Below are 16,977 nucleotides of genomic sequence, written 5' to 3'. Positions count from 1 at the left end.
AAATAGCCGCTCCCACCGACAACTCCGGCTGTGTCCGGGCACGGCTGGGCACCCTGTGCACGATGGGCCTGGTGGGACCGGAAGGGCGGTCAGGCGCGGCTGTTCAGGTAGGCGAGCACGGCGAGGACGCGGCGGTTGTCGTCGTCGGAGGGGGCCAGGCCGAGCTTGGCGAAGATGCCGGCCGTGTGCTTGGCGACGGCGCTCTCGCTGAGGAAGAGCCGCTGGGAGATCGCGGCGTTGGAGCGGCCCTCCGCCATGGCCTCCAGCACCTCGCGCTCGCGGGGCGTGAGCGCGGCCAGCGGCTCGTTCCTGGCGTTGCTGGCCAGCAGCTTGGCGATCACCTCGGGGTCCATCGCCGTGCCGCCTTCCGCCACCCTGCGCACGGCGTCGACGAACTGCTCCGCGTTGAACACCCGGTCCTTCAGCAGGTAGCCGATGCCGCCCGAGCCGTCGGCCAGCAGCTCGCGGGCGTAGAGCTGCTCGACGTGCTGCGACAGCACCAGCACGGGCAGCCCCGGCAGCTGCGCGCGGGCGGCCAGCGCGGCCTGGAGGCCCTCGTCGGTAAACGTGGGCGGCAGCCGTACGTCGACCACCGAGACGTCGGGACGCAGCTCCAGCAGGCCCTTCAGCAGCTCCGGGCCGCTCTCCACGGCGGCGACGACCGTGAAGCCGTGCGCCTGCAGCAGATGGACCAGGCCGTCCCTGAGCAGGTAGAGGTCTTCGGCGACGAGCACCCGCTTCATCAGCACGACCCCAGGCCGCCGACGCGGCCGAGTACGAGGCTTCTGTTGTGGACGAGCCGGATGCGCATGGCCGCAATGTACATGAGGGTCCCGAGGGCGATGTTGGCCACGATCATCGGCCACTGCAGGGGCTCGGGCAGGTAGAGGGCGAGGAACCAGCTCCGCTCGTCGATGTGGAACGCCTTGAAGATGGCCGTGACGAGGCCCTGCGGGAAGAGCGGGCACCAGGCCGTGCCGTACAGGACGGCGATCGTGGCGGCCTTCTTGGGGGGCAGCTTCGCCTGGTCCGCCTGGTCGGGGAGGACGTGCGGGATGTCCAGGACGACGGTGGTGGGGCCGCCCGGCGGGCTGTGCAGGGCGAGCACGCCGTCGAAGGCGGCCAGGCGGCGTTCGATGCCGGTCAGGCCGCTGCCCCTGGCCGGGTCGGCGCCGCCCATGCCGTCGTCGCTGACGGTGACGCGCAGGGCCGCGCCGTTGACGCTGATGTCGATGGCCACCGACTCGGCGCCGCTGTGCCGGGCGGCGTTGGCGAGCAGTTCGCTGATCGCGAAGTAGGCCGCCGCCTCCACCGGGGGTTCCAGGCGGTGGGGCAGCTCGACGTCCACCTTGACGCGCAGCGGGCTGTCCATGGCCAGGGCGCGCACGGCGTCGGCGAGGCCGCGTTCGGCCAACACCGGCGGGTGGATGCCGCGGATGACGGTACGCAGCTCGGTCAGGGTCTCGGCGGAGGCGTCCCTGGTCTTGGCCAGCAGGGCCTTGGCGGCGGCCGGGTTGTCGTCGATGAGCTGCTCGACCGCGCCCAGCGTCATACCGATGGCCACCAGCCGGGCCTGGGTGCCGTCGTGCAGGTCGCGTTCGATCCTGCGCATCTCGGCGGCCTGGGAGTCGGCGGCGAGGTTGCGCACCTGCCTGAGATGGGTGACCTGGAAGGCCAGGCGGCTGGCGGAGGTGGCGCCGAGCAGGAGGCGGACCATGAGGGCGTACAGCCGCAGGCCGCGCGCCGGGAGCAGGACGAACAGCGGCAGCAGGCCGATCTTGACGATCGGGTCGAGCGTCAGCCAGAGCGTGTCGCGCCAGGTCGCCGGGTCGGTGAGCAGCCACTTGAACCGGTCGTTCCAGGCCGGCATGCGCGGCGACTTGTACAGCGTGCGGTCGACGCGGTAGAGGCCGTCGGCCATGGGGACCGGCGGGGGCGGCTCGGGCAGGTAGGGGGCCTCGATCTCGACGCCGGTCCAGGCGCGCAGCAGGTGGCGGTGGCGCTCGGCCGTCCGTCTGACCAGCCTGGCCTGCCACGGGAAGAAGAAGACCATCCCCAGCGCGAACGACAGCGTGATCATGGCGCCGGCCAGGGGGATCAGCGCCACCTCGACCAGCAGCAGCGCGAACAAGACCGCGACCTGCCCGAACCGTTGAAGCATGCTCCCAGTCTGCGCCAACATCCCCGCCGGGGACATTGCACCTAGATACACCCTTGCCCGGCATCTACCGAGATTCCCCGGACAACCCGCAGCTCCTAGCGTCGATGCCATGAAGGTGATCGAAGTGCGGAACCTGCGCAAGCAGTATCCGAACCACCTCGCGGTGGACGACGTGTCTTTCGAGGTCGCCGAGGGCGAGATCTTCGGCATCCTCGGCCCCAACGGCGCCGGCAAGACCACGACCGTGGAGTGCGTGGCGGGCATGCGCGCCGCGGACGGCGGCACCGTACGCGTGGCGGGCCTGGACCCGCGGCGCGACCGGGACGAACTGCGCAAGGTGCTCGGCATGCAGCTGCAGAGCGCCGCGCTGCCGGAGAAGATCAAGGTGCGGGAGGCCCTGGACCTGTACGCCTCCTTCTACCCCGAACCGGCCGACTGGCGGGAACTGCTCGAACACGTCGGCCTGGCGCACAAGCGGGACGCCTCCTTCAAGAGCCTCTCCGGCGGCCAGCGGCAGCGGCTGTCGGTCGCGCTGGCGCTGGTGGGCCGGCCGCGGGTGGCGGTGCTGGACGAGCTGACCACCGGACTCGACCCGCAGGCCCGCAGGGACACCTGGGAGCTGATCGAGCAGGTACGCGAATCGGGCGTGACGATCGTGCTGGTCACCCACTTCATGGAGGAGGCCGAGCGGCTCTGCGACCGGCTCGCGCTCATCGACGCCGGCAAGGTGGTGGCCACCGACACGCCCACGGGGCTGATCGCCCAGGTGGGGGCCGAGCAGCACGTACGGTTCCGCCCCTCCGGCCCGCTGGACGACGCCGTGCTGCTGGCGCTGCCCGAGGTGCGCGAGGTCGTCCGGCACGGCGGGCAGGTCTCGGTGTCCGGCACCGGCAACCTCGCCCACGTGGTCACGCTGGCCCTGGCCCAGCACCAGATCATCCCCGCCGACCTGCGCATCGAGCAGGCGACCCTGGACGACGCGTTCCTAGCGCTCACCGGAAGGAAGTTGTCATGACGAAGATCCTGCTCGTGGAGGCCAAGCTGCACCTGCGCGACTGGCCGTTCATGATCTTCACCATCGGGTTGCCGGTCGGTCTGCTGCTGGTGCTGGGGCTCAGCGTGCCGGACATGACCAAGCCCGACACCTCCGGGCTGCGGTCGGTGGACGCCCACATGCCGGCCATGATGACCCTGCTCGCGCTGCTGACGCTGGCCTGCAGCGTGCTGCCCACCGTGCTGGCCGGCTACCGGGAGCAGGGCGTGCTCAGGCGCATGTCCACCACGCCGGTGCATCCAGGACGGCTGCTGACCGTCCAGCTCCTGATCAACCTGACCGTCGGGGCCGTGTCCACGGTCGTGCTGATCGTGGCCGGGATGGCGGCGTTCGGGACGTCGGCGCCCAGGCAGTGGCTCGGGTTCGTGCTGGTCTTCCTGCTCGGCACCGCCGCGCTGATGGCCATCGGCCTGGTGATCGCGGCGCTGGCGCCCAACGGGAAGGCGGCCTCGGGGATCGGGTCGGCGGTGATGTTCCCGCTGATGTTCGTCGGGGGCATGTGGCTGCCGCGCGAGATGATGCCGGACGCCCTGCGCAAGGTCAGCGACTTCTCCGTGGCCGGACCGTTCGCCCAGGCGCTCAAGGACACCTGGGCGGGGCAGAGCCCCCAGCTCCTGCACCTGGTGGTGATGGCCGCGGGGCTGGCGGTGTTCGGGGGCCTGGCCGTGCGGCTGTTCCGGTGGGAGTAGGGACCTCAGCGGCGGGCCCAGACCGGGCGGGCACCGGTGACGTTGGTCATCAGGGAGTAGAGCGAAGAGGAGGAGGCGATGAACAGCCGATTCCTCTTCAGCCCGCCGAACACCAGGTTCGCCGTGAACTCCGGCAGCCTGAGCCGGCCGATCAGGGTGCCGTCGGGGTCGAAGCAGAGCAGCGCCTTGCCCGCCGCGGCCCAGACGCGGCCGGTGTCGTCGAGGCGCATGCCGTCGAAGTTGTCGGCCTGGGTGCCCTCGGCGAAGACCCTGCCGCCCGACAGCGTGCCGTCCTCACGCACCTCGAAGACGCGCAGGTGCCTGGCCCTGGTGTCGGCGACGTACAGGAGCTTCTCGTCGAGGGAGAAGGCCAGGCCGTTGGGGCGGACGAAGTCGTCGGCCACCACGCGCACCTCGCCGGTCACCGGGTCGGCGCGGTAGACGTGGCAGCCGTCGATCTCCTGCTCGGCCACGACGCCCTCGTAGTTGCTGGTGATGCCGTACGGGGGGTCGGTGAACCAGACGGAGCCGTCGGAGCGCACGACCGCGTCGTTGGGGCTGTTGAGGCGCTTGCCCTGCCAGCGGTCGGCGATGACGGTGATCGAGCCGTCGGTCTCGGTGCGGGTGACGCGGCGGTTGCCCTGCTCGCACGAGATCAACCGGCCCTCGCGGTCGAGGGTGTTGCCGTTGGTGTAGCCGGACGGCTGCCGGAACGGGCCGACGGCGCCGCTCATCTCGTCCCAGCGCAGCATGCGCTCGTTGGGGATGTCGCTCCAGACCAGGAAGCGACCGGCCGGGAAGTAGACCGGGCCCTCGGCCCAACGGGTGCCCGTGTAGAGGCGTTCGATCCGGTCGTCGCCGCCGATCGTGGCGAAACGCTCGTCCAGAACCTCGAACTCGGTGGGGATCGTGTCCATGGCGGTCACCATACGGCATTCGACCATCGGCACATTTCACCAGATAGCATTCGGTTGTGGATGAGATCGACAGGACATTGGTCGGGCTGCTGCTGGAGGACGCGACGCAGTCGTACGCCGCGCTCGGCAAGGCGGTGGGGCTGTCCAGCGGGGCCGCGCACGAACGCGTACGCAAGCTGCGCGAGCGCGGCGTGATCAGGCGCACCACCATCGAGGTGGACCAGGACGCCCTCGGCCGCACGGTGACCGCCTACGTGCTGGTGGACGGCGCGAGCTGGATGGGCGACAGCGCCGGCCTGCTGGCGCGGATCCCCGCCGTCGAGGAGGCCCACGTCATCGCCGGGCCCGCGTCGCTGCTGCTCAAGGTGCGCACGTCCAGCACCAAGGAGCTCCAGGACGTCCTGCGCCAGATCTTCGAGGTGGACGGCGTGACCGGCACCCAGACGGTCGTCGTGCTGGAGACGTTCTTCGAACGAAGCCTCAAGTAAGCTTCAGGTATGGTCGCCTGGAACAGCAGAGAACTGACGGTCGGACAGCTCGCCGAGCGCAGCGGCGTGGCCGTCTCCGCGCTGCACTTCTACGAGACCAAGGGGCTCATCGCCAGCCGCCGCACGGCCGGCAACCAGCGCCGCTACCACCGCGACACGCTGCGCAGGGTCGCCTTCATCCGGCTCTCGCAACGCCTCGGCATCCCCCTCGCGACCATCAAGGACGCGCTGTCCGAGCTCCCCGACGGGCGCACCCCCAACCGGGAGGACTGGGCCAGGCTGTCGGCCGCCTGGCGCGGCGAGCTCGACGACCGCATCGAGCAGCTTCAGCGGCTGCGCGACGACCTCACCGACTGCATCGGCTGCGGCTGCCTGTCACTCGACCGGTGCCCGGTGGCCAACCCCCGCGACCGGCTCGGCGACGAGGGACCGGGCGCCCGTCGCATGGACACCCGGCTGTCCCCGCCCAAGGTCTGCTGCGTCACGCCTTCGGCTGCGCAACCGGCGGAACGATGAGCGTCGGCCGGTGGGCGTGGTGCAGCACATGGTTGGACACGCTGCCGAGCAGCACCGACCTGACCCCCGCCAGACCACGCGAACCGGTCACGATGAGCGAGGCGTCCACCTCGTCGGCCACGTCGACGATCGTCTTCCAGATCGACTCGTTGTCGGCGACCGCGCGGTAGCTCACCTCGGGCAGCCCGGCGGCCGTGGCCAGCTCGGCGCCTTCCTTGGCGTAGTACTCGGCCTGGGCCTGCCCCTCGGTCTCGGTCTCGGGGGAGATCGCCCCCGCCGCCATCGGGTGCTTCCTGATCTGTACGAGCAGCGGCTCCCACACGGTGACGACGACGGTCGGCTGGGCGGCCAGATGCTTGGCGGCGAACTCGATGGCGCTGCGCGAGTCGGCCGAGCCGTCGTAGGCGATCAGGATGGTCATGGCGTTCTCCCCTTTGCTTCAGTCATCGGGTAAAGCGCCCTGATGATCGATCGCCATCCCTTCCGCGCTGTCTGGTTTGTCACACCTTGACCAGGCTTACCTGGTTAGTGCTGGGCCATGTCCACGAAACGGCTGTAATGCCCCTGGAAGGCCACGGTCACCGTGGCGGTGGGACCGTTACGGTGCTTGGCCACGATCAGGTCGGCCTCACCGGCCCGGGGCGACTCCCGCTCGTAGGCGTCCTCGCGATGCAACAGGATGACCATGTCGGCGTCCTGCTCGATGGATCCCGATTCGCGAAGGTCGCTGACCGCGGGGCGCTTGTCCGTGCGCTGTTCGGGGCCTCGGTTGAGCTGGGAGATGGCGATGACCGGCACCTCCAGCTCCTTGGCCAGCAGCTTGATCGCACGGGAGATCTCCGAGACCTCGTTCTGGCGGCTCTCGGTCTTCTTCGGCGAGCTCATGAGCTGGAGGTAGTCGATGACCACGAAGCGCAGGTCGTTGCGCTGTTTGAGCCGCCGGCACTTGGCCCGGATCTCCATCATCGACATGTTGGGCGAGTCGTCGATGAACAGCGGCGCCTCGGCGACCTCGCTCATCCTGCGCGCGAGGCGGGTCCAGTCGTCGTCGCCCATCATGCCCGAACGCATCGCGTGCAGGGCGACCCTGGCCTCGGCGGACAGCAGACGCATGGTGATCTCGTTGCGGGACATCTCCAGCGAGAAGATGACGGTGGTCATCCCATGCTTGATCGCCGCAGAACGTGCGAAATCCAGACCAAGGGTGCTTTTGCCGATGGCCGGGCGGGCGGCCACGACGATCATCTGGCCTGGGTGGAGGCCGTTGGTGAGCTGGTCGAGGTCCTGGAAGCCGGTCGGGACGCCGACCATCTGGCCGCCGCGGCTGCCGATGGCCTCCAGCTCGTCGAGGGCGCCCGGCATGATGTCGGCCAGCGGCGCGTAGTCTTCCGACGTGCGGCGCTCGGTGACCTTGTAGATCTCCGCCTGGGCGCGGTCGACGAGGTCGTCGACCTCTTCGTTCTGGCCGCCGTAGCCGAAGGAGACGATGCGGGTGCCGGCCTCGATGAGGCGGCGCAGGATCGCCTGCTCGCGCACGATCTTGGCGTAGTAGCCGGCGTTGGCGGCCGTGGGGACGACCGCCGTGAGCGTGTGGAGGTAGGCGGCGCCGCCCACCCGGGCCATCTCGCCGCGTTTCTGCAGCTCGTCGAAGACGGTGACGGCGTCGGCGGGCTCGCCGCGGCCGTAGAGGTCGGTGATGACGTCGTAGACCATCTGATGGGCGGGCCGGTAGAAGTCGTCGGACCGCAGGATCTCGACGACGTCGGCGATGGCGTCCTTCGACAGCAGCATGCCGCCGAGCACCGACTGCTCCGCCTCGATGTTGTGTGGCGGGGTGCGCTCGAAACCGGGGCCTCCGCCGCCCTCATCGTCAATGCTCACCGCGCCCCCTCGAACAACCTTGCAGGCGGTCGCACCACCCCCACTTGTAGCCGACCGGTGTGACAGTTTCGCTGGTTCGGCGCGTGAGGGCAACGCGGCCTGTGGACAACGCTGTGGGTGAGCTGTGCACTATCGCGCCCAGGGTGTGAAAGCTCTGTGGACGAGCCTGGGGATAACTCTTTCGGATATGCACCGATCATCGTCTGACCTGGGCAAACAGTGTCCACCGACTGTGGAGGAAAGAAAGTTGGCCCGACACGCCGTGTAATGGCCATAATAGACAAATGCCCATTACACCCCAGGACCGGGAGATTCTGCGGCTCGCGCTGCCGGCGTTCGGCGCGCTGGTCGCCGAGCCGCTCTTCCTGCTCGCCGACTACGCCATCGTCGGCCACGCCCTCGGCACCACGGCCGTGGGGGCGCTGGGCGTGGCGGGGGCCGTCCTGGCGACGCTGGTGAACCTCTGCGTCTTCCTGGCGTACGGCACCACGGCGTCCGTGGCGCGGCAGAGCGGCGCCGGCAACCACGCGCGGGCCATGCGCAACGGCGTGGACGGCATCTGGCTCGCCCTGTCCATCGGCGTCGTGCTCATCGCCCTGGGCTGGCCGCTCGCGCCGGCCATGGTGGACCTGTTCGGAGCCGGCCCCGACCAGGCCGCGCTGGCCGTGACGTACCTGCGGATCAGCCTGCTCGGCGCGCCCGGCATGCTGGTCGTGCTGGCGGGAACCGGGGTGCTGCGCGGCCTCCAGGACACCGTCACGCCGCTGGTGGTGGCCGTGGGCTCGTTCGCGCTGAACGCGGCGCTGAACGCCTGGTTCGTGCTGGGGCTGCATTGGGGCATCGCCGGTTCTGCCTGGGGCACCACGCTGGCCCAGACGCTGGGCGCGGCCGTCTACCTGGTCGTGGTGGTCAGGGGCGCGCGACGGCTCGGCACGCCGCTCGTGCCCGACCTGGCGGGCGTCCGGCAGGCCGGTACGGCCGGTCTGGCCCTGCTCGTCCGTACGGTGTGCCTGCGGATCGTGCTCATCGTGGGCACGGTGGTCGCCACCAGGATGGGCCAGGCCCAGCTGGCCGCGTACGCCATCGCCGGCCAGGTGTGGAACCTGATGGCCTTCGCCCTGGACGCGATCGCGATCGCCGGCCAGGCCATCACCGGACGCTCGCTGGGTGCCGGGGACACTGTCGCCACCAGGGCCGCGACCAGGCGGATGATGCAGTGGGGCCTGTGGTCGGGCCTGGCGCTCGGCGTGGCGGTCGTGGCGGCCAGGCCGCTGCTGCCCGGCCTGTTCGGCGCCGACCCCGCCGTGACCGGCGAGCTCCTGGCCGTGTTGTGGCCGGTCGCGCTGTTCCAACCGATCTGCGGGGTGGTGTTCGTGCTCGACGGCGTGCTCATCGGCGCGGGCGACCAGCGCTACCTGGCCTGGGCCGGGGTGTGGACGACGCTGGCGTACCTGCCCGCGGCGTTCATGGCCGCCGGGTTCGGCGTGGTCGCGCTCTGGTGCGCGCTCGGGGTGTGGATGATCGCCCGGTTGATCACCCTCGGACGGCGTGCGGCCGGCACGGCCTGGCTGGTGACCGGCGCGTAGCCGAACCGACCAGCCGCGTTACCGCTTCGGACGCCCGCAGGCCGGGTCACCGTAATCGTCCTGTGCTTGCCGTTGTCCAAGTGGTGAGACAGAGTGGGCGAGTTCCCTGAGCGGGGTGTTCCGTGTCCACGATTCTTCGACGACTGCCACCGTCAGAGGCGACCGGGTTACGCACCGGCGCCCGGCACAGCCTGTCCGAGGTCTACCGCCCGGCCGACCTCGTCGTTCTCGGTCTCGGCGTGATCATCGGCGCCGGCATCTTCAGCATCGCCGGCGAGCAGGCCCACACCATGGCCGGTCCCGGTGTGATCCTCTCGTTCATGATCGCCGGCATCGCGTGCCTGCTCGCCTGCCTGTGCTACGCCGAGCTGTCGTCCACGATGCCGACCTCGGGCAGCGCCTACACCTTCACGTACGTCATCTTCGGCGAGGTCTGGGCCTGGATCATCGGCTGGGCGCTGATCCTGGAGCTGCAGTTCGCCGCCGCGGTGGTGGCCAGGGCGTGGGCGTCCATCGCGGTCAAGGCGGTCGCCGACTTCGGCGTACGGGTGCCGCAAGGCGTGGACGACGTGCTCGTCCTGGTCATCCTGGTGCTGCTCACGGGCATCGTGGCCCTCGGCGCGCGGGTGGGGCTGCGGGCGCTGTGGATCATGGTGTCGGCCAAGCTGCTGGCCATCGGGGCGGTCATCGTCGTGGGCCTGACCCACATCGACGTGGCCAACTACGGCGACTTCTACGTCGAGCCCAAGACCCTGCCCGGCCGTCCGCAGACCATCATCGAGCTCTTCGCCGGGCACGGCCTGGCCTTCGGCTGGTTCGGCGTCTTCGCCGCGGCCTCGGCGATCGCGTTCGCCTACATCGGCTTCGACATCGTCGCGACCTCGGCCGAGGAGAGCGTGAACGCGCCGAAGTCCGTGCCCAAGGGCATGATCCGCAGCCTGGTGATCGCCACGGTCATCTATCTGGCGGTCGCGCTGGTCATGGTGGGCATGGTCTCGTACACGAAGATCAGCGGGGACGCACCGCTGTCCAGCGCGTTCCGTGCCGTGGGCGTGGACTGGATGGTGCACGTCATCGACGCGGGGGCGGTGCTCGGGCTGACGACCGTGATCCTGGTGCTGATCGTGGGTCAGACGCGGGTGTTGTTCTCGATGGCCCGCGACGGGCTGATCCCGCGCGGCCTGGCCACGGTCAGCCGCAAGTACCACACCCCGTCGCGGGTGACGCTGGTGATCGGGTTCGTCGCGATCGTGCTGGCCGAGTTCGTCCCGGTGCTCACCATGCAGGAACTGGTCGTCATCGGGACATTGTTCGCGTTCCTGTTCGTGGCGGCGGGGGTGATCGTGATGCGGCGGCGCATGCCGCACCTGGAACGCGGCTTCCGCGTGCCGCTCTCGCCGCTGCTGCCCGCTCTCTCGCTGGTCGCCACGCTGTGGCTGATGCTCAACCTGCGGCTGCTCACCTGGGCGTGGTTCGTCCTGTGGATGGCCTTCGGCCTGCTGGTCTACCTTCTGTACGGCCGCCGCCACAGCCTGCTCGCCACCCCGCGGGAGGCCCCGGTCGAACCCGGCCGGGGCCGCCACCGCCGCTAGAGGCGTCCGGATTCGAGCACGCTGCGCAGGAACTCCCTGGTCCGCGGCTGCTCCGGCGAGGCGAAGATCTTCTCCGGCGGGCCCTTCTCCACCAGCACCCCGCCGTCGAGGAAGCATACGGTGTCGGAGATGTCGCGGCAGAAGCTCATCTCGTGGGTCGTGAGGATCATCGTCATGCCCGTCTCCTTGAGCTCCTTGATGATCCCCAGCACCTCCACCACCAGCTGGGGGTCGAGCGCCGAGGTGACCTCGTCCAGCAACATCAGCCGCGGCTGCATGGCCAGCGCCCGGATGACCGCCACCCGCTGCTGCTGCCCGCCCGAGAGCTGGTCGGGGTACGCGCCGGCCTTGGCCGCCAGCCCGAATCTGGTCAGCAGCTCGTGCGCCTGCTCCTCGGCCTGTTCCTTGGACGCCCTGAGCACCCGCCGGGGCGCGAGCGTGATGTTGTCGAGCACGCTCATGTGCGGGAACAGGTTGAACGCCTGGAACACGATGCCGAGCCGCTTGCGCACGTCGTCGACGTCCACGCGGGGGTCGGTGATCTCCTGGCCGTCGAGGTGGATGGCGCCGTCGTCCACGGTCTCCAGCAGGTTCACGCAGCGCAGGAGGGTGGACTTGCCCGACCCGGACGCGCCGATCAGGCTGACGACCTCGTGCGCGCGCACCTCCAGGTCGATGCCGCGCAGCACGCTGTGGCCGTGGAAGTTCTTCCACACCCCTTCGATGGTCAGCAGGCTCATGCGCCACGCCTCCTGCGCGTACGGGCGGCCAGGTGGTCGGTGAACCTGGCCATCGGGATCGTGAGCAGGATGAACACCAGCGAGGCGACCAGGTAGGGGGTGTAGTTGAACTTGCTCGTGGCGATGATCTGGGCCTGCCTGAGCGCCTCCAGCGGCCCGATGGTGGCCACCAGCGCGGTGTCCTTCTGCAGCGAGACGAAGTCGTTGAGCAGCGGCGGCACGACCCGGCGGGTGGCCTGCGGGAGCACCACGAACCGCATGGCCTTGAAGTGGCTCAGTCCCAGCGAGCGGGCGGCGGCGATCTGGCTCGGATGCACCGACTCGATGCCGGAGCGGAACACCTCGGCCACGTACGCGCCGTACGACAGCGTCAGCGCGATCACGCCCAGCGTCGCCAGGTCGGTCGGGATGCCCTGCAACCGCAGTGCGGGCAGCCCGAACCCGACGAGGTAGATGACCAGGATCGTCGGCACGCCGCGGAAGACGTCGGTGTACAGCGTGGCCAGGGCCCTGATCGGGAAGAACGCGGGCGCGGTGATGCCCCTGGCCAACGCCACCAGCAGCCCGACGATCAGGATCAGCGGCTCGGCGATCAGGAACATCTTGATGTTGAGCAGGAACCCTTCCAGCACCTTGGGCAACGCGGCGACGAACCACTCGGGCGCGAAGAACGCCTCCCGGACCCGGGGCCAGCCGGGCGAGTTCGTGACCAGGACGGCGACCAGGACGATGAACACGATCGTCGAGGCCGTCGCGATCGAGGCCGAGCGGCGCGCCCGCGACCTGCGGACACGCTCGCGCTCAAGCTGCCGTTGCGAGGGGACGTGCTCGCTCACGGGCTTACTGGTCGGGCTCACGACAGTTCGGGCGCGCCCGCCGCCGAGCCCAGCCACTCCTGCTCGATCTTCGCCAGCTCACCCTTCGACTTCAGTGAGTCGACGGCCTTGTCGACGCAGGGCTTGAGCGCACTGCCCTTCTCCATGACCAGCCCGAACTCCTCCGGGGTGCCGCCCGTCGAGCTGAACTGGCCGACGATCTTGGAGTTCTCCACCTGGGCGGCCGTCACGTAGAACGCGGTGGGCAGGTCGACGACGATCGCGTCCACCTGCTTGTTCTTCAGCGCGTTCACGGCGTCGACCTGGTCGTTGTAGACGTTGGGCTCGGCGGACGGCTTGACGACGTCCTTCACGCCGGCCAGCGACGTCGTGCCCACCTGGACGCCGAACTTGGCGTCCTTGAGCTCGGCCACGCTCTTGGCCTCGGCGAACTTGCTGCCCTTGATCGCCACGACGGCCTGCTTGACCGTGTAGTAGCCCTTGCTGAAGTCGACCGCCTTGGCGCGGTCGGGGTTGATCGAGACCTGGTTGACGTCGAAGTCGAACTGCTTGGCCCCGGGCGCGAACGCGGAGTCGAACTTGACCGTGCTCCACTCCACCTCGGTCCGGTCGAAGCCGAGCTCACCGGCCACCGCGAACGCCACCGCGCTCTCGAACCCCTGGCCGTTGCTCGGGTCGTCGTTCTTGAACCACGGCTCGTAGGCCGGCTTGTCGGTGCCGACGGTCAGCTTGCCGCCGTTGACGAGCTTGAGCTGGTCCTTGGCGCAGGCGTCGGCCGCCGCGGAGCCGGTCGCCGCGGCACCGGTCGCCGTGGGGGCCGGTTGGTCGGCCGGGGCACATGCGACGGCCCCTACCGCGAGCACACCGATCGCGAGCAGCATCGTGGAACGGGCCATGGCAGAGCCTCCAGGGGGAAACACACACAAAGAACGCAGGCATTCTACGCGGCCCCATCAGGAATCAAGTGCGCAGGTCACCAGGCCAGCCGGTGCCGCGGGGGAACGCGTCGCGGCGGCACAGCCGTGAAGGCGCCCCGGCCCCCGAACCGGCCACAACCACGCGAGACCGGGCAACGGGCCCGGAACGCGAAAAAGCCCCCTCCTGGCGGAGGGGGCTTGATCAGCGCTCGTCAGCCGGCCACGACGTCGACGTCGACGGACGCCGACACCTCGGGGTGGAGCTTGACGGTGATCTTGTGCGACCCGACGCTCTTGATCGGGTTGCGGATCTCGATGCGACGGCGGTCGAGGATCGGGCCGCCGGCGGCCTTGACGGCGTCGGCGATGTCGCCCGTGGTGATCGAGCCGAACAGCCGGCCCGACTCGCCCGCGCGGGTGGACAGCCGCACGCGCAGGGCGCCGAGCTGGCCGGCGACCTCCTTGGCGGTGCCGAGGTCGCGGATCTCGCGAGCGTCGCGAGCCTTCTTGATGGTCTCGATCTGGCGCTCGGCGCCACGCGTCCAGCGCATGGCGTAGCCGCGCGGGATGAGGTAGTTACGGCCGTAGCCGTCCTTGACCTCGACGACGTCGCCAGGGGCGCCGAGGCCGGAGACCTCGTTGGTGAGGATGAGCTTCATGTCGACAGACCTCCTTAGCGCGCGGTGCTCGTGTAAGGCAGCAGAGCCACCTCACGGGCGTTCTTGATCGCGGTCGCCACGTCGCGCTGGTGCTGGGTGCAGTTGCCCGTCACCCGGCGCGCACGGATCTTGCCGCGGTCGGAGATGAACTTCCGCAGCAGCGCCGTGTCCTTGTAGTCGACATATGAGATCTTGTCGTGGCAGAACAGGCAAACCTTCTTCTTGGGCTTGCGCAGTGCCGGCTTAGCCATCGTGGTGCTCCTCTCAGAGCCCCGCTTTTCGGGCGGGAATGGACTCGGGCTTGTGGACAGGTGTTAGAAAGGCGGTTCGTCGCTGAAGTCGTTGCCGCCACCGAAGCCGCCGCCCTGGTTGCCGCCGCCGCCACCACCGAAGCCGCCGCCACCGCCGCCGCCCTGGTAGCCGCCGCCCTGGGGCGGGGCGGGCGAGGCAGAGGCCCACGGGTCGTCGGCGGGACCGCCGCCGAAGCCGCCGCCACCGCCGCCACCCTGACGGGTGGTGCGGTTGACCTTGGCCGTGGCGTTGCGCAGGGACGGGCCGACCTCGTCGACCTCGACCTCATAGACCGTGCGCTTCTCGCCTTCCTTGGTCTCGTAAGACCGTTGCTTGAGCCGCCCCTGCACGATGACCCGCATGCCGCGCTGGAGGCTCTCGGCGGCGTTCTCAGCCGCCTGCCGCCACACGTTGCAGGTCAGGAAGAGGCTTTCGCCATCCTTCCACTCGTTGGTCTGGCGATCCATGAACCGCGGAGTGGACGCGATGCGGAATCGAGCCACCGCTTGACCCGTCGGGGTGAAGCGCAGCTCCGGGTCGTCGACAAGGTTGCCGACGATGGTGATTACGGTGTCGCCTGCTGCCATGGCTAGCGCTCGCCTTCCTGCACGCCTTCGCTTGGGTTACGGCTCAGAGTACGGGTGCTCTCCGACAAAAAGCCGGTGGTCGTCAACAAGAAACCGCTCGTTGAGCCGCCTCCCGGAGGGGCGGCCCGCTTCGCGGCTTTCTTGTGGCTAGTGCACGTCCGGGCGCAGGACCTTGGTGCGCAGGATGCCCTCGTTGAGGTTCATCTGGCGGTCGAGCTCCTTGACCGTCGCGGGCTCCGCGGACAGGTCGATGACGGCGTAGATGCCTTCCGACTTCTTGTCGATGTCGTAGGCGAGACGGCGACGGCCCCAGACGTCGACCTTCTCCACGGTGCCGCCGTCGTTGCGGACCACGGTGAGGAACTGGTCGAGGGACGGCGCGACAGTGCGCTCATCGAGCGAAGGGTCCAGAATGACCATTACTTCGTAACGACGCATGCGGGACTCCAACCTCCTCTGGACTTTTGCGGTCACGACACTCTGCCGTGACAGGAGGACGCTGACGTCAGGCCGCGGCGCCCCATTTCGGCGCCCCGGGGCGATGGGTCACCCATCACAACGCAGCGCTGCCCAGGTTACCAGCCACGAGTAGGTGGGAAGGCCTGTAGGAAACCCAAGGGGGTGGCGGCTGTGCCACATGTGCTTCATCCCTCAGAGAGGGAGCGGTTCAAGCTCACGCTCAACACCGACGGACGCTCTCACCCGGTGGAGAACGGCCTGGCGGTCGCGACACTGGTGTGCGGGCTCGTGGCATTCGTCGCCGCGTTCTTCCCCGCCGCCCACGTGATCTCGTCCTGGATCGGCACGCTCGGTTTCGGGACCGGCCTCTACTCGCAGTACATCTCGGTGACCACGCCGCAGCGCTCGGTCAACATCGTGGGCCTGGTGGCCTCGTTCGTGGGGGCCGTGCTCGGCATCGCCCACGGCGGCTTCCTGCCCCACCCTTGACGGGCCCCGCACACGGCGAACGGCCCCGGTGACGCCGGGGCCGTCGGGTATATGTGACTCACCTGCCGATGTGCAGGTCGATGCCGAGCAGCACCAGGAACCAGAGGAACACCGCGAGCAGAGCCTCGGCGACGTCCCGGAGGAGACCCGGGGTGATGTAGTCGTAGATCCAGGCGACGTAGATTCCGACGATCACGTAGACCAATAAGATCAGCGCCCGCAGCCGCCAGCGTGTCATGTGCGCTCTCCTCGGGGGTAGGGGGTGCCGGGCGTCTTCCCGGAGGCGGTTCCGCCAAACGGATAAGCTCCTTGACATGGTGCGTATCGGAGCTCACGTCGACCAGGACGACCCCGCCGCTCACGCCGAACGGGTCGGGGCGGAGGTCGTGCAGTTCTTCCTCGGCGACCCGCAGGGCTACGCCAAACCGGTGCTGCCGGACAAGCCGGTCGAGGGCGTCGACGTCTACATCCACGCCCCCTACCTGATCAACGTCGCCACGACGAACAATCGCATCAGGATCCCCAGCCGCAAGCTGCTCGAACAGCACCTCAAGGCGGCCGCGGGGCTCGGCGCCAAGGGCCTGGTCGTGCACGGCGGCCACGTCAACAAGAGCGACGACCCGCAGGTGGGCTTCGACAACTGGCGCAAGGTGTTCGAGCGCATGGAGTGCCCGATCCCCGTGCTCATCGAGAACACCGCGGGCGGCGGCAACGCCATGGCCCGCAGGCTGGAGCGCATCGCCCGTCTGTGGGACGCGCTCGACGGCTTCGACGTGGGCTTCTGTCTCGACACCTGTCACGCGCACGCGGGCGGCGAGGAGCTGGTCGACCTGGTCGAGCGGGTCAAGGCGATCACCGGTCGCATCGACCTCGTCCACTGCAACGACTCGCGCGACGACTTCGACTCCGGCGCCGACCGGCACGCCAACCTGGGCCAGGGGAAGATCGACCCCGAGCTGATCCTGGCGGTCTGCCGCGCGGCGGGCGCCCCGGTCGTGGTGGAGACGCCGGGCGAGGGCCAGGCCGACGACATCGCGTTCCTGCGCAAGAACCTCTGAACGTCTCCCGACCGAAAACACACAGCCTGTGGATAACTTCCCTGGATTACCGAGGCG

At 69.3% G+C, this 16,977-nt stretch carries 21 protein-coding genes; 8 read left to right on the top strand and 13 right to left on the bottom strand.

Annotated features, from left to right (window positions below; translation table 11 throughout):
- Positions 1 to 89 precede the first annotated feature (89 nt).
- Positions 90 to 743: a response regulator transcription factor gene (locus ACNF49_RS04995; RefSeq protein WP_357973939.1), complete on the bottom strand. Its 654-nt coding sequence runs from the start codon at positions 741 to 743 to the stop codon at positions 90 to 92.
- Complete coding sequence (locus tag ACNF49_RS04990) at positions 743 to 2,161, bottom strand: sensor histidine kinase (RefSeq protein WP_357973942.1); 1,419 nt, start codon at positions 2,159 to 2,161, stop codon at positions 743 to 745. Before ACNF49_RS04990 ends, ACNF49_RS04995 begins: the two co-directional genes overlap by 1 nt.
- A gap of 109 nt (positions 2,162 to 2,270) precedes the next feature.
- On the opposite strand from ACNF49_RS04990, the gene ACNF49_RS04985 reads away from it, so the two are divergent.
- The gene (locus ACNF49_RS04985; RefSeq protein WP_482942938.1) at positions 2,271 to 3,176 is read left to right on the top strand and encodes an ABC transporter ATP-binding protein; all 906 of its coding nucleotides are present in this window, start codon (positions 2,271 to 2,273) and stop codon (positions 3,174 to 3,176) included.
- Positions 3,173 to 3,904, top strand: a complete 732-nt coding sequence (locus ACNF49_RS04980) for an ABC transporter permease (RefSeq protein WP_482942937.1) — start codon at positions 3,173 to 3,175, stop codon at positions 3,902 to 3,904. The genes ACNF49_RS04985 and ACNF49_RS04980 overlap by 4 nt, the downstream gene beginning before the upstream one ends.
- 5 nt (positions 3,905 to 3,909) lie before the next feature.
- Here the strand turns inward: ACNF49_RS04980 and ACNF49_RS04975 are convergent, their stop codons facing one another.
- The gene (locus ACNF49_RS04975; protein ID WP_482942936.1) at positions 3,910 to 4,821 is read right to left on the bottom strand and encodes an SMP-30/gluconolactonase/LRE family protein; all 912 of its coding nucleotides are present in this window, start codon (positions 4,819 to 4,821) and stop codon (positions 3,910 to 3,912) included.
- A 56-nt stretch (positions 4,822 to 4,877) separates the two neighbouring features.
- On the opposite strand from ACNF49_RS04975, the gene ACNF49_RS04970 reads away from it, so the two are divergent.
- Positions 4,878 to 5,309, top strand: coding sequence for an Lrp/AsnC family transcriptional regulator (locus ACNF49_RS04970; RefSeq protein ID WP_357973954.1), 432 nt, complete (start codon positions 4,878 to 4,880; stop codon positions 5,307 to 5,309).
- Between the two features lie 9 nt (positions 5,310 to 5,318).
- A complete protein-coding gene (soxR, locus tag ACNF49_RS04965; RefSeq protein WP_482942935.1) occupies positions 5,319 to 5,825 on the top strand; it encodes a redox-sensitive transcriptional activator SoxR in 507 nt (168 codons plus the stop codon).
- Here soxR and ACNF49_RS04960 read toward each other — a convergent pair.
- Both ACNF49_RS04960 and dnaB read right to left on the bottom strand, forming a co-directional pair.
- Positions 5,791 to 6,246: a universal stress protein gene (locus tag ACNF49_RS04960; protein ID WP_357973958.1), complete on the bottom strand. Its 456-nt coding sequence runs from the start codon at positions 6,244 to 6,246 to the stop codon at positions 5,791 to 5,793. The two genes, soxR and ACNF49_RS04960, sit on opposite strands and share 35 nt — an antisense overlap.
- 104 nt (positions 6,247 to 6,350) lie before the next feature.
- A complete protein-coding gene (dnaB, locus tag ACNF49_RS04955; protein WP_482942934.1) occupies positions 6,351 to 7,706 on the bottom strand; it encodes a replicative DNA helicase in 1,356 nt (451 codons plus the stop codon).
- 284 nt (positions 7,707 to 7,990) lie between these two features.
- On the opposite strand from dnaB, the gene ACNF49_RS04950 reads away from it, so the two are divergent.
- Together ACNF49_RS04950 and ACNF49_RS04945 are read left to right on the top strand one after the other, a co-directional pair.
- Entirely contained in the window at positions 7,991 to 9,292 is a 1,302-nt protein-coding gene (locus tag ACNF49_RS04950; protein ID WP_482942933.1) for an MATE family efflux transporter, read from the top strand.
- Positions 9,293 to 9,414: 122 nt separating this feature from the next.
- On the top strand, positions 9,415 to 10,884 hold the full coding sequence (locus ACNF49_RS04945) for an APC family permease (protein WP_357973967.1): 1,470 nt from the start codon (positions 9,415 to 9,417) through the stop codon (positions 10,882 to 10,884).
- On the opposite strand, the gene ACNF49_RS04940 is transcribed toward ACNF49_RS04945, so the two are convergent.
- From ACNF49_RS04940 to rpsF, 7 genes are all read right to left on the bottom strand, one after another.
- Complete coding sequence (locus tag ACNF49_RS04940; protein ID WP_482942932.1) at positions 10,881 to 11,624, bottom strand: amino acid ABC transporter ATP-binding protein; 744 nt, start codon at positions 11,622 to 11,624, stop codon at positions 10,881 to 10,883. The two genes, ACNF49_RS04945 and ACNF49_RS04940, sit on opposite strands and share 4 nt — an antisense overlap.
- The gene (locus ACNF49_RS04935) at positions 11,621 to 12,460 is read right to left on the bottom strand and encodes an amino acid ABC transporter permease (protein WP_482942931.1); all 840 of its coding nucleotides are present in this window, start codon (positions 12,458 to 12,460) and stop codon (positions 11,621 to 11,623) included. Before ACNF49_RS04935 ends, ACNF49_RS04940 begins: the two co-directional genes overlap by 4 nt.
- Before the next feature lie 17 nt (positions 12,461 to 12,477).
- Complete coding sequence (locus ACNF49_RS04930) at positions 12,478 to 13,356, bottom strand: ABC transporter substrate-binding protein (RefSeq protein ID WP_482942930.1); 879 nt, start codon at positions 13,354 to 13,356, stop codon at positions 12,478 to 12,480.
- Positions 13,357 to 13,589: 233 nt separating this feature from the next.
- A complete protein-coding gene (rplI, locus tag ACNF49_RS04925) occupies positions 13,590 to 14,036 on the bottom strand; it encodes a 50S ribosomal protein L9 (RefSeq protein WP_352322940.1) in 447 nt (148 codons plus the stop codon).
- A gap of 14 nt (positions 14,037 to 14,050) precedes the next feature.
- Positions 14,051 to 14,287, bottom strand: a complete 237-nt coding sequence (rpsR, locus tag ACNF49_RS04920) for a 30S ribosomal protein S18 (RefSeq protein ID WP_020543048.1) — start codon at positions 14,285 to 14,287, stop codon at positions 14,051 to 14,053.
- Positions 14,288 to 14,350: 63 nt separating this feature from the next.
- Positions 14,351 to 14,914 carry a single-stranded DNA-binding protein gene (locus tag ACNF49_RS04915; RefSeq protein WP_357973979.1) on the bottom strand — a complete coding sequence of 188 codons (564 nt, stop codon included), beginning with the start codon at positions 14,912 to 14,914 and terminating at the stop codon, positions 14,351 to 14,353.
- A gap of 147 nt (positions 14,915 to 15,061) precedes the next feature.
- Positions 15,062 to 15,352 carry a 30S ribosomal protein S6 gene (gene rpsF / locus ACNF49_RS04910; protein ID WP_026214314.1) on the bottom strand — a complete coding sequence of 97 codons (291 nt, stop codon included), beginning with the start codon at positions 15,350 to 15,352 and terminating at the stop codon, positions 15,062 to 15,064.
- A gap of 192 nt (positions 15,353 to 15,544) precedes the next feature.
- On the opposite strand from rpsF, the gene ACNF49_RS04905 reads away from it, so the two are divergent.
- The gene (locus ACNF49_RS04905; RefSeq protein ID WP_357973982.1) at positions 15,545 to 15,862 is read left to right on the top strand and encodes a hypothetical protein; all 318 of its coding nucleotides are present in this window, start codon (positions 15,545 to 15,547) and stop codon (positions 15,860 to 15,862) included.
- A 58-nt stretch (positions 15,863 to 15,920) separates the two neighbouring features.
- On the opposite strand, the gene ACNF49_RS04900 is transcribed toward ACNF49_RS04905, so the two are convergent.
- Positions 15,921 to 16,100, bottom strand: a complete 180-nt coding sequence (locus tag ACNF49_RS04900) for a hypothetical protein (protein ID WP_357973985.1) — start codon at positions 16,098 to 16,100, stop codon at positions 15,921 to 15,923.
- A gap of 76 nt (positions 16,101 to 16,176) precedes the next feature.
- Here ACNF49_RS04900 and ACNF49_RS04895 point away from each other — a divergent pair, with 76 nt between their 5' ends.
- Complete coding sequence (locus ACNF49_RS04895; RefSeq protein ID WP_482942928.1) at positions 16,177 to 16,920, top strand: deoxyribonuclease IV; 744 nt, start codon at positions 16,177 to 16,179, stop codon at positions 16,918 to 16,920.
- Positions 16,921 to 16,977: the final 57 nt, after the last annotated feature.

The organism is Actinomadura sp. ATCC 39365 (assembly GCF_054392275.1).
The sequence above is the reverse complement of the archived record's forward strand: the minus strand, read 5'-3'. Positions and strand labels throughout refer to the sequence as shown.

Excerpts from the sequence above, each read along its gene's own strand:
- ACNF49_RS04995 (WP_357973939.1), bottom strand. The coding sequence starts at position 743 with ATGAAGCGGGTGCTCGTCGCCGAAGACCTCTACCTGCTCAGGGACGGC.
- ACNF49_RS04990 (WP_357973942.1), bottom strand. The coding sequence starts at position 2,161 with ATGCTTCAACGGTTCGGGCAGGTCGCGGTCTTGTTCGCGCTGCTGCTG.
- ACNF49_RS04985 (WP_482942938.1), top strand. The coding sequence starts at position 2,271 with ATGAAGGTGATCGAAGTGCGGAACCTGCGCAAGCAGTATCCGAACCAC.
- ACNF49_RS04980 (WP_482942937.1), top strand. The coding sequence starts at position 3,173 with ATGACGAAGATCCTGCTCGTGGAGGCCAAGCTGCACCTGCGCGACTGG.
- ACNF49_RS04975 (WP_482942936.1), bottom strand. The coding sequence starts at position 4,821 with ATGGACACGATCCCCACCGAGTTCGAGGTTCTGGACGAGCGTTTCGCC.
- soxR (WP_482942935.1), top strand. The coding sequence starts at position 5,319 with ATGGTCGCCTGGAACAGCAGAGAACTGACGGTCGGACAGCTCGCCGAG.
- ACNF49_RS04960 (WP_357973958.1), bottom strand. The coding sequence starts at position 6,246 with ATGACCATCCTGATCGCCTACGACGGCTCGGCCGACTCGCGCAGCGCC.
- ACNF49_RS04950 (WP_482942933.1), top strand. The coding sequence starts at position 7,991 with ATGCCCATTACACCCCAGGACCGGGAGATTCTGCGGCTCGCGCTGCCG.
- ACNF49_RS04940 (WP_482942932.1), bottom strand. The coding sequence starts at position 11,624 with ATGAGCCTGCTGACCATCGAAGGGGTGTGGAAGAACTTCCACGGCCAC.
- ACNF49_RS04930 (WP_482942930.1), bottom strand. The coding sequence starts at position 13,356 with ATGGCCCGTTCCACGATGCTGCTCGCGATCGGTGTGCTCGCGGTAGGG.
- rplI (WP_352322940.1), bottom strand. The coding sequence starts at position 14,036 with ATGAAGCTCATCCTCACCAACGAGGTCTCCGGCCTCGGCGCCCCTGGC.
- rpsR (WP_020543048.1), bottom strand. The coding sequence starts at position 14,287 with ATGGCTAAGCCGGCACTGCGCAAGCCCAAGAAGAAGGTTTGCCTGTTC.
- ACNF49_RS04915 (WP_357973979.1), bottom strand. The coding sequence starts at position 14,914 with ATGGCAGCAGGCGACACCGTAATCACCATCGTCGGCAACCTTGTCGAC.
- rpsF (WP_026214314.1), bottom strand. The coding sequence starts at position 15,352 with ATGCGTCGTTACGAAGTAATGGTCATTCTGGACCCTTCGCTCGATGAG.
- ACNF49_RS04900 (WP_357973985.1), bottom strand. The coding sequence starts at position 16,100 with ATGACACGCTGGCGGCTGCGGGCGCTGATCTTATTGGTCTACGTGATC.
- ACNF49_RS04895 (WP_482942928.1), top strand. The coding sequence starts at position 16,177 with ATGGTGCGTATCGGAGCTCACGTCGACCAGGACGACCCCGCCGCTCAC.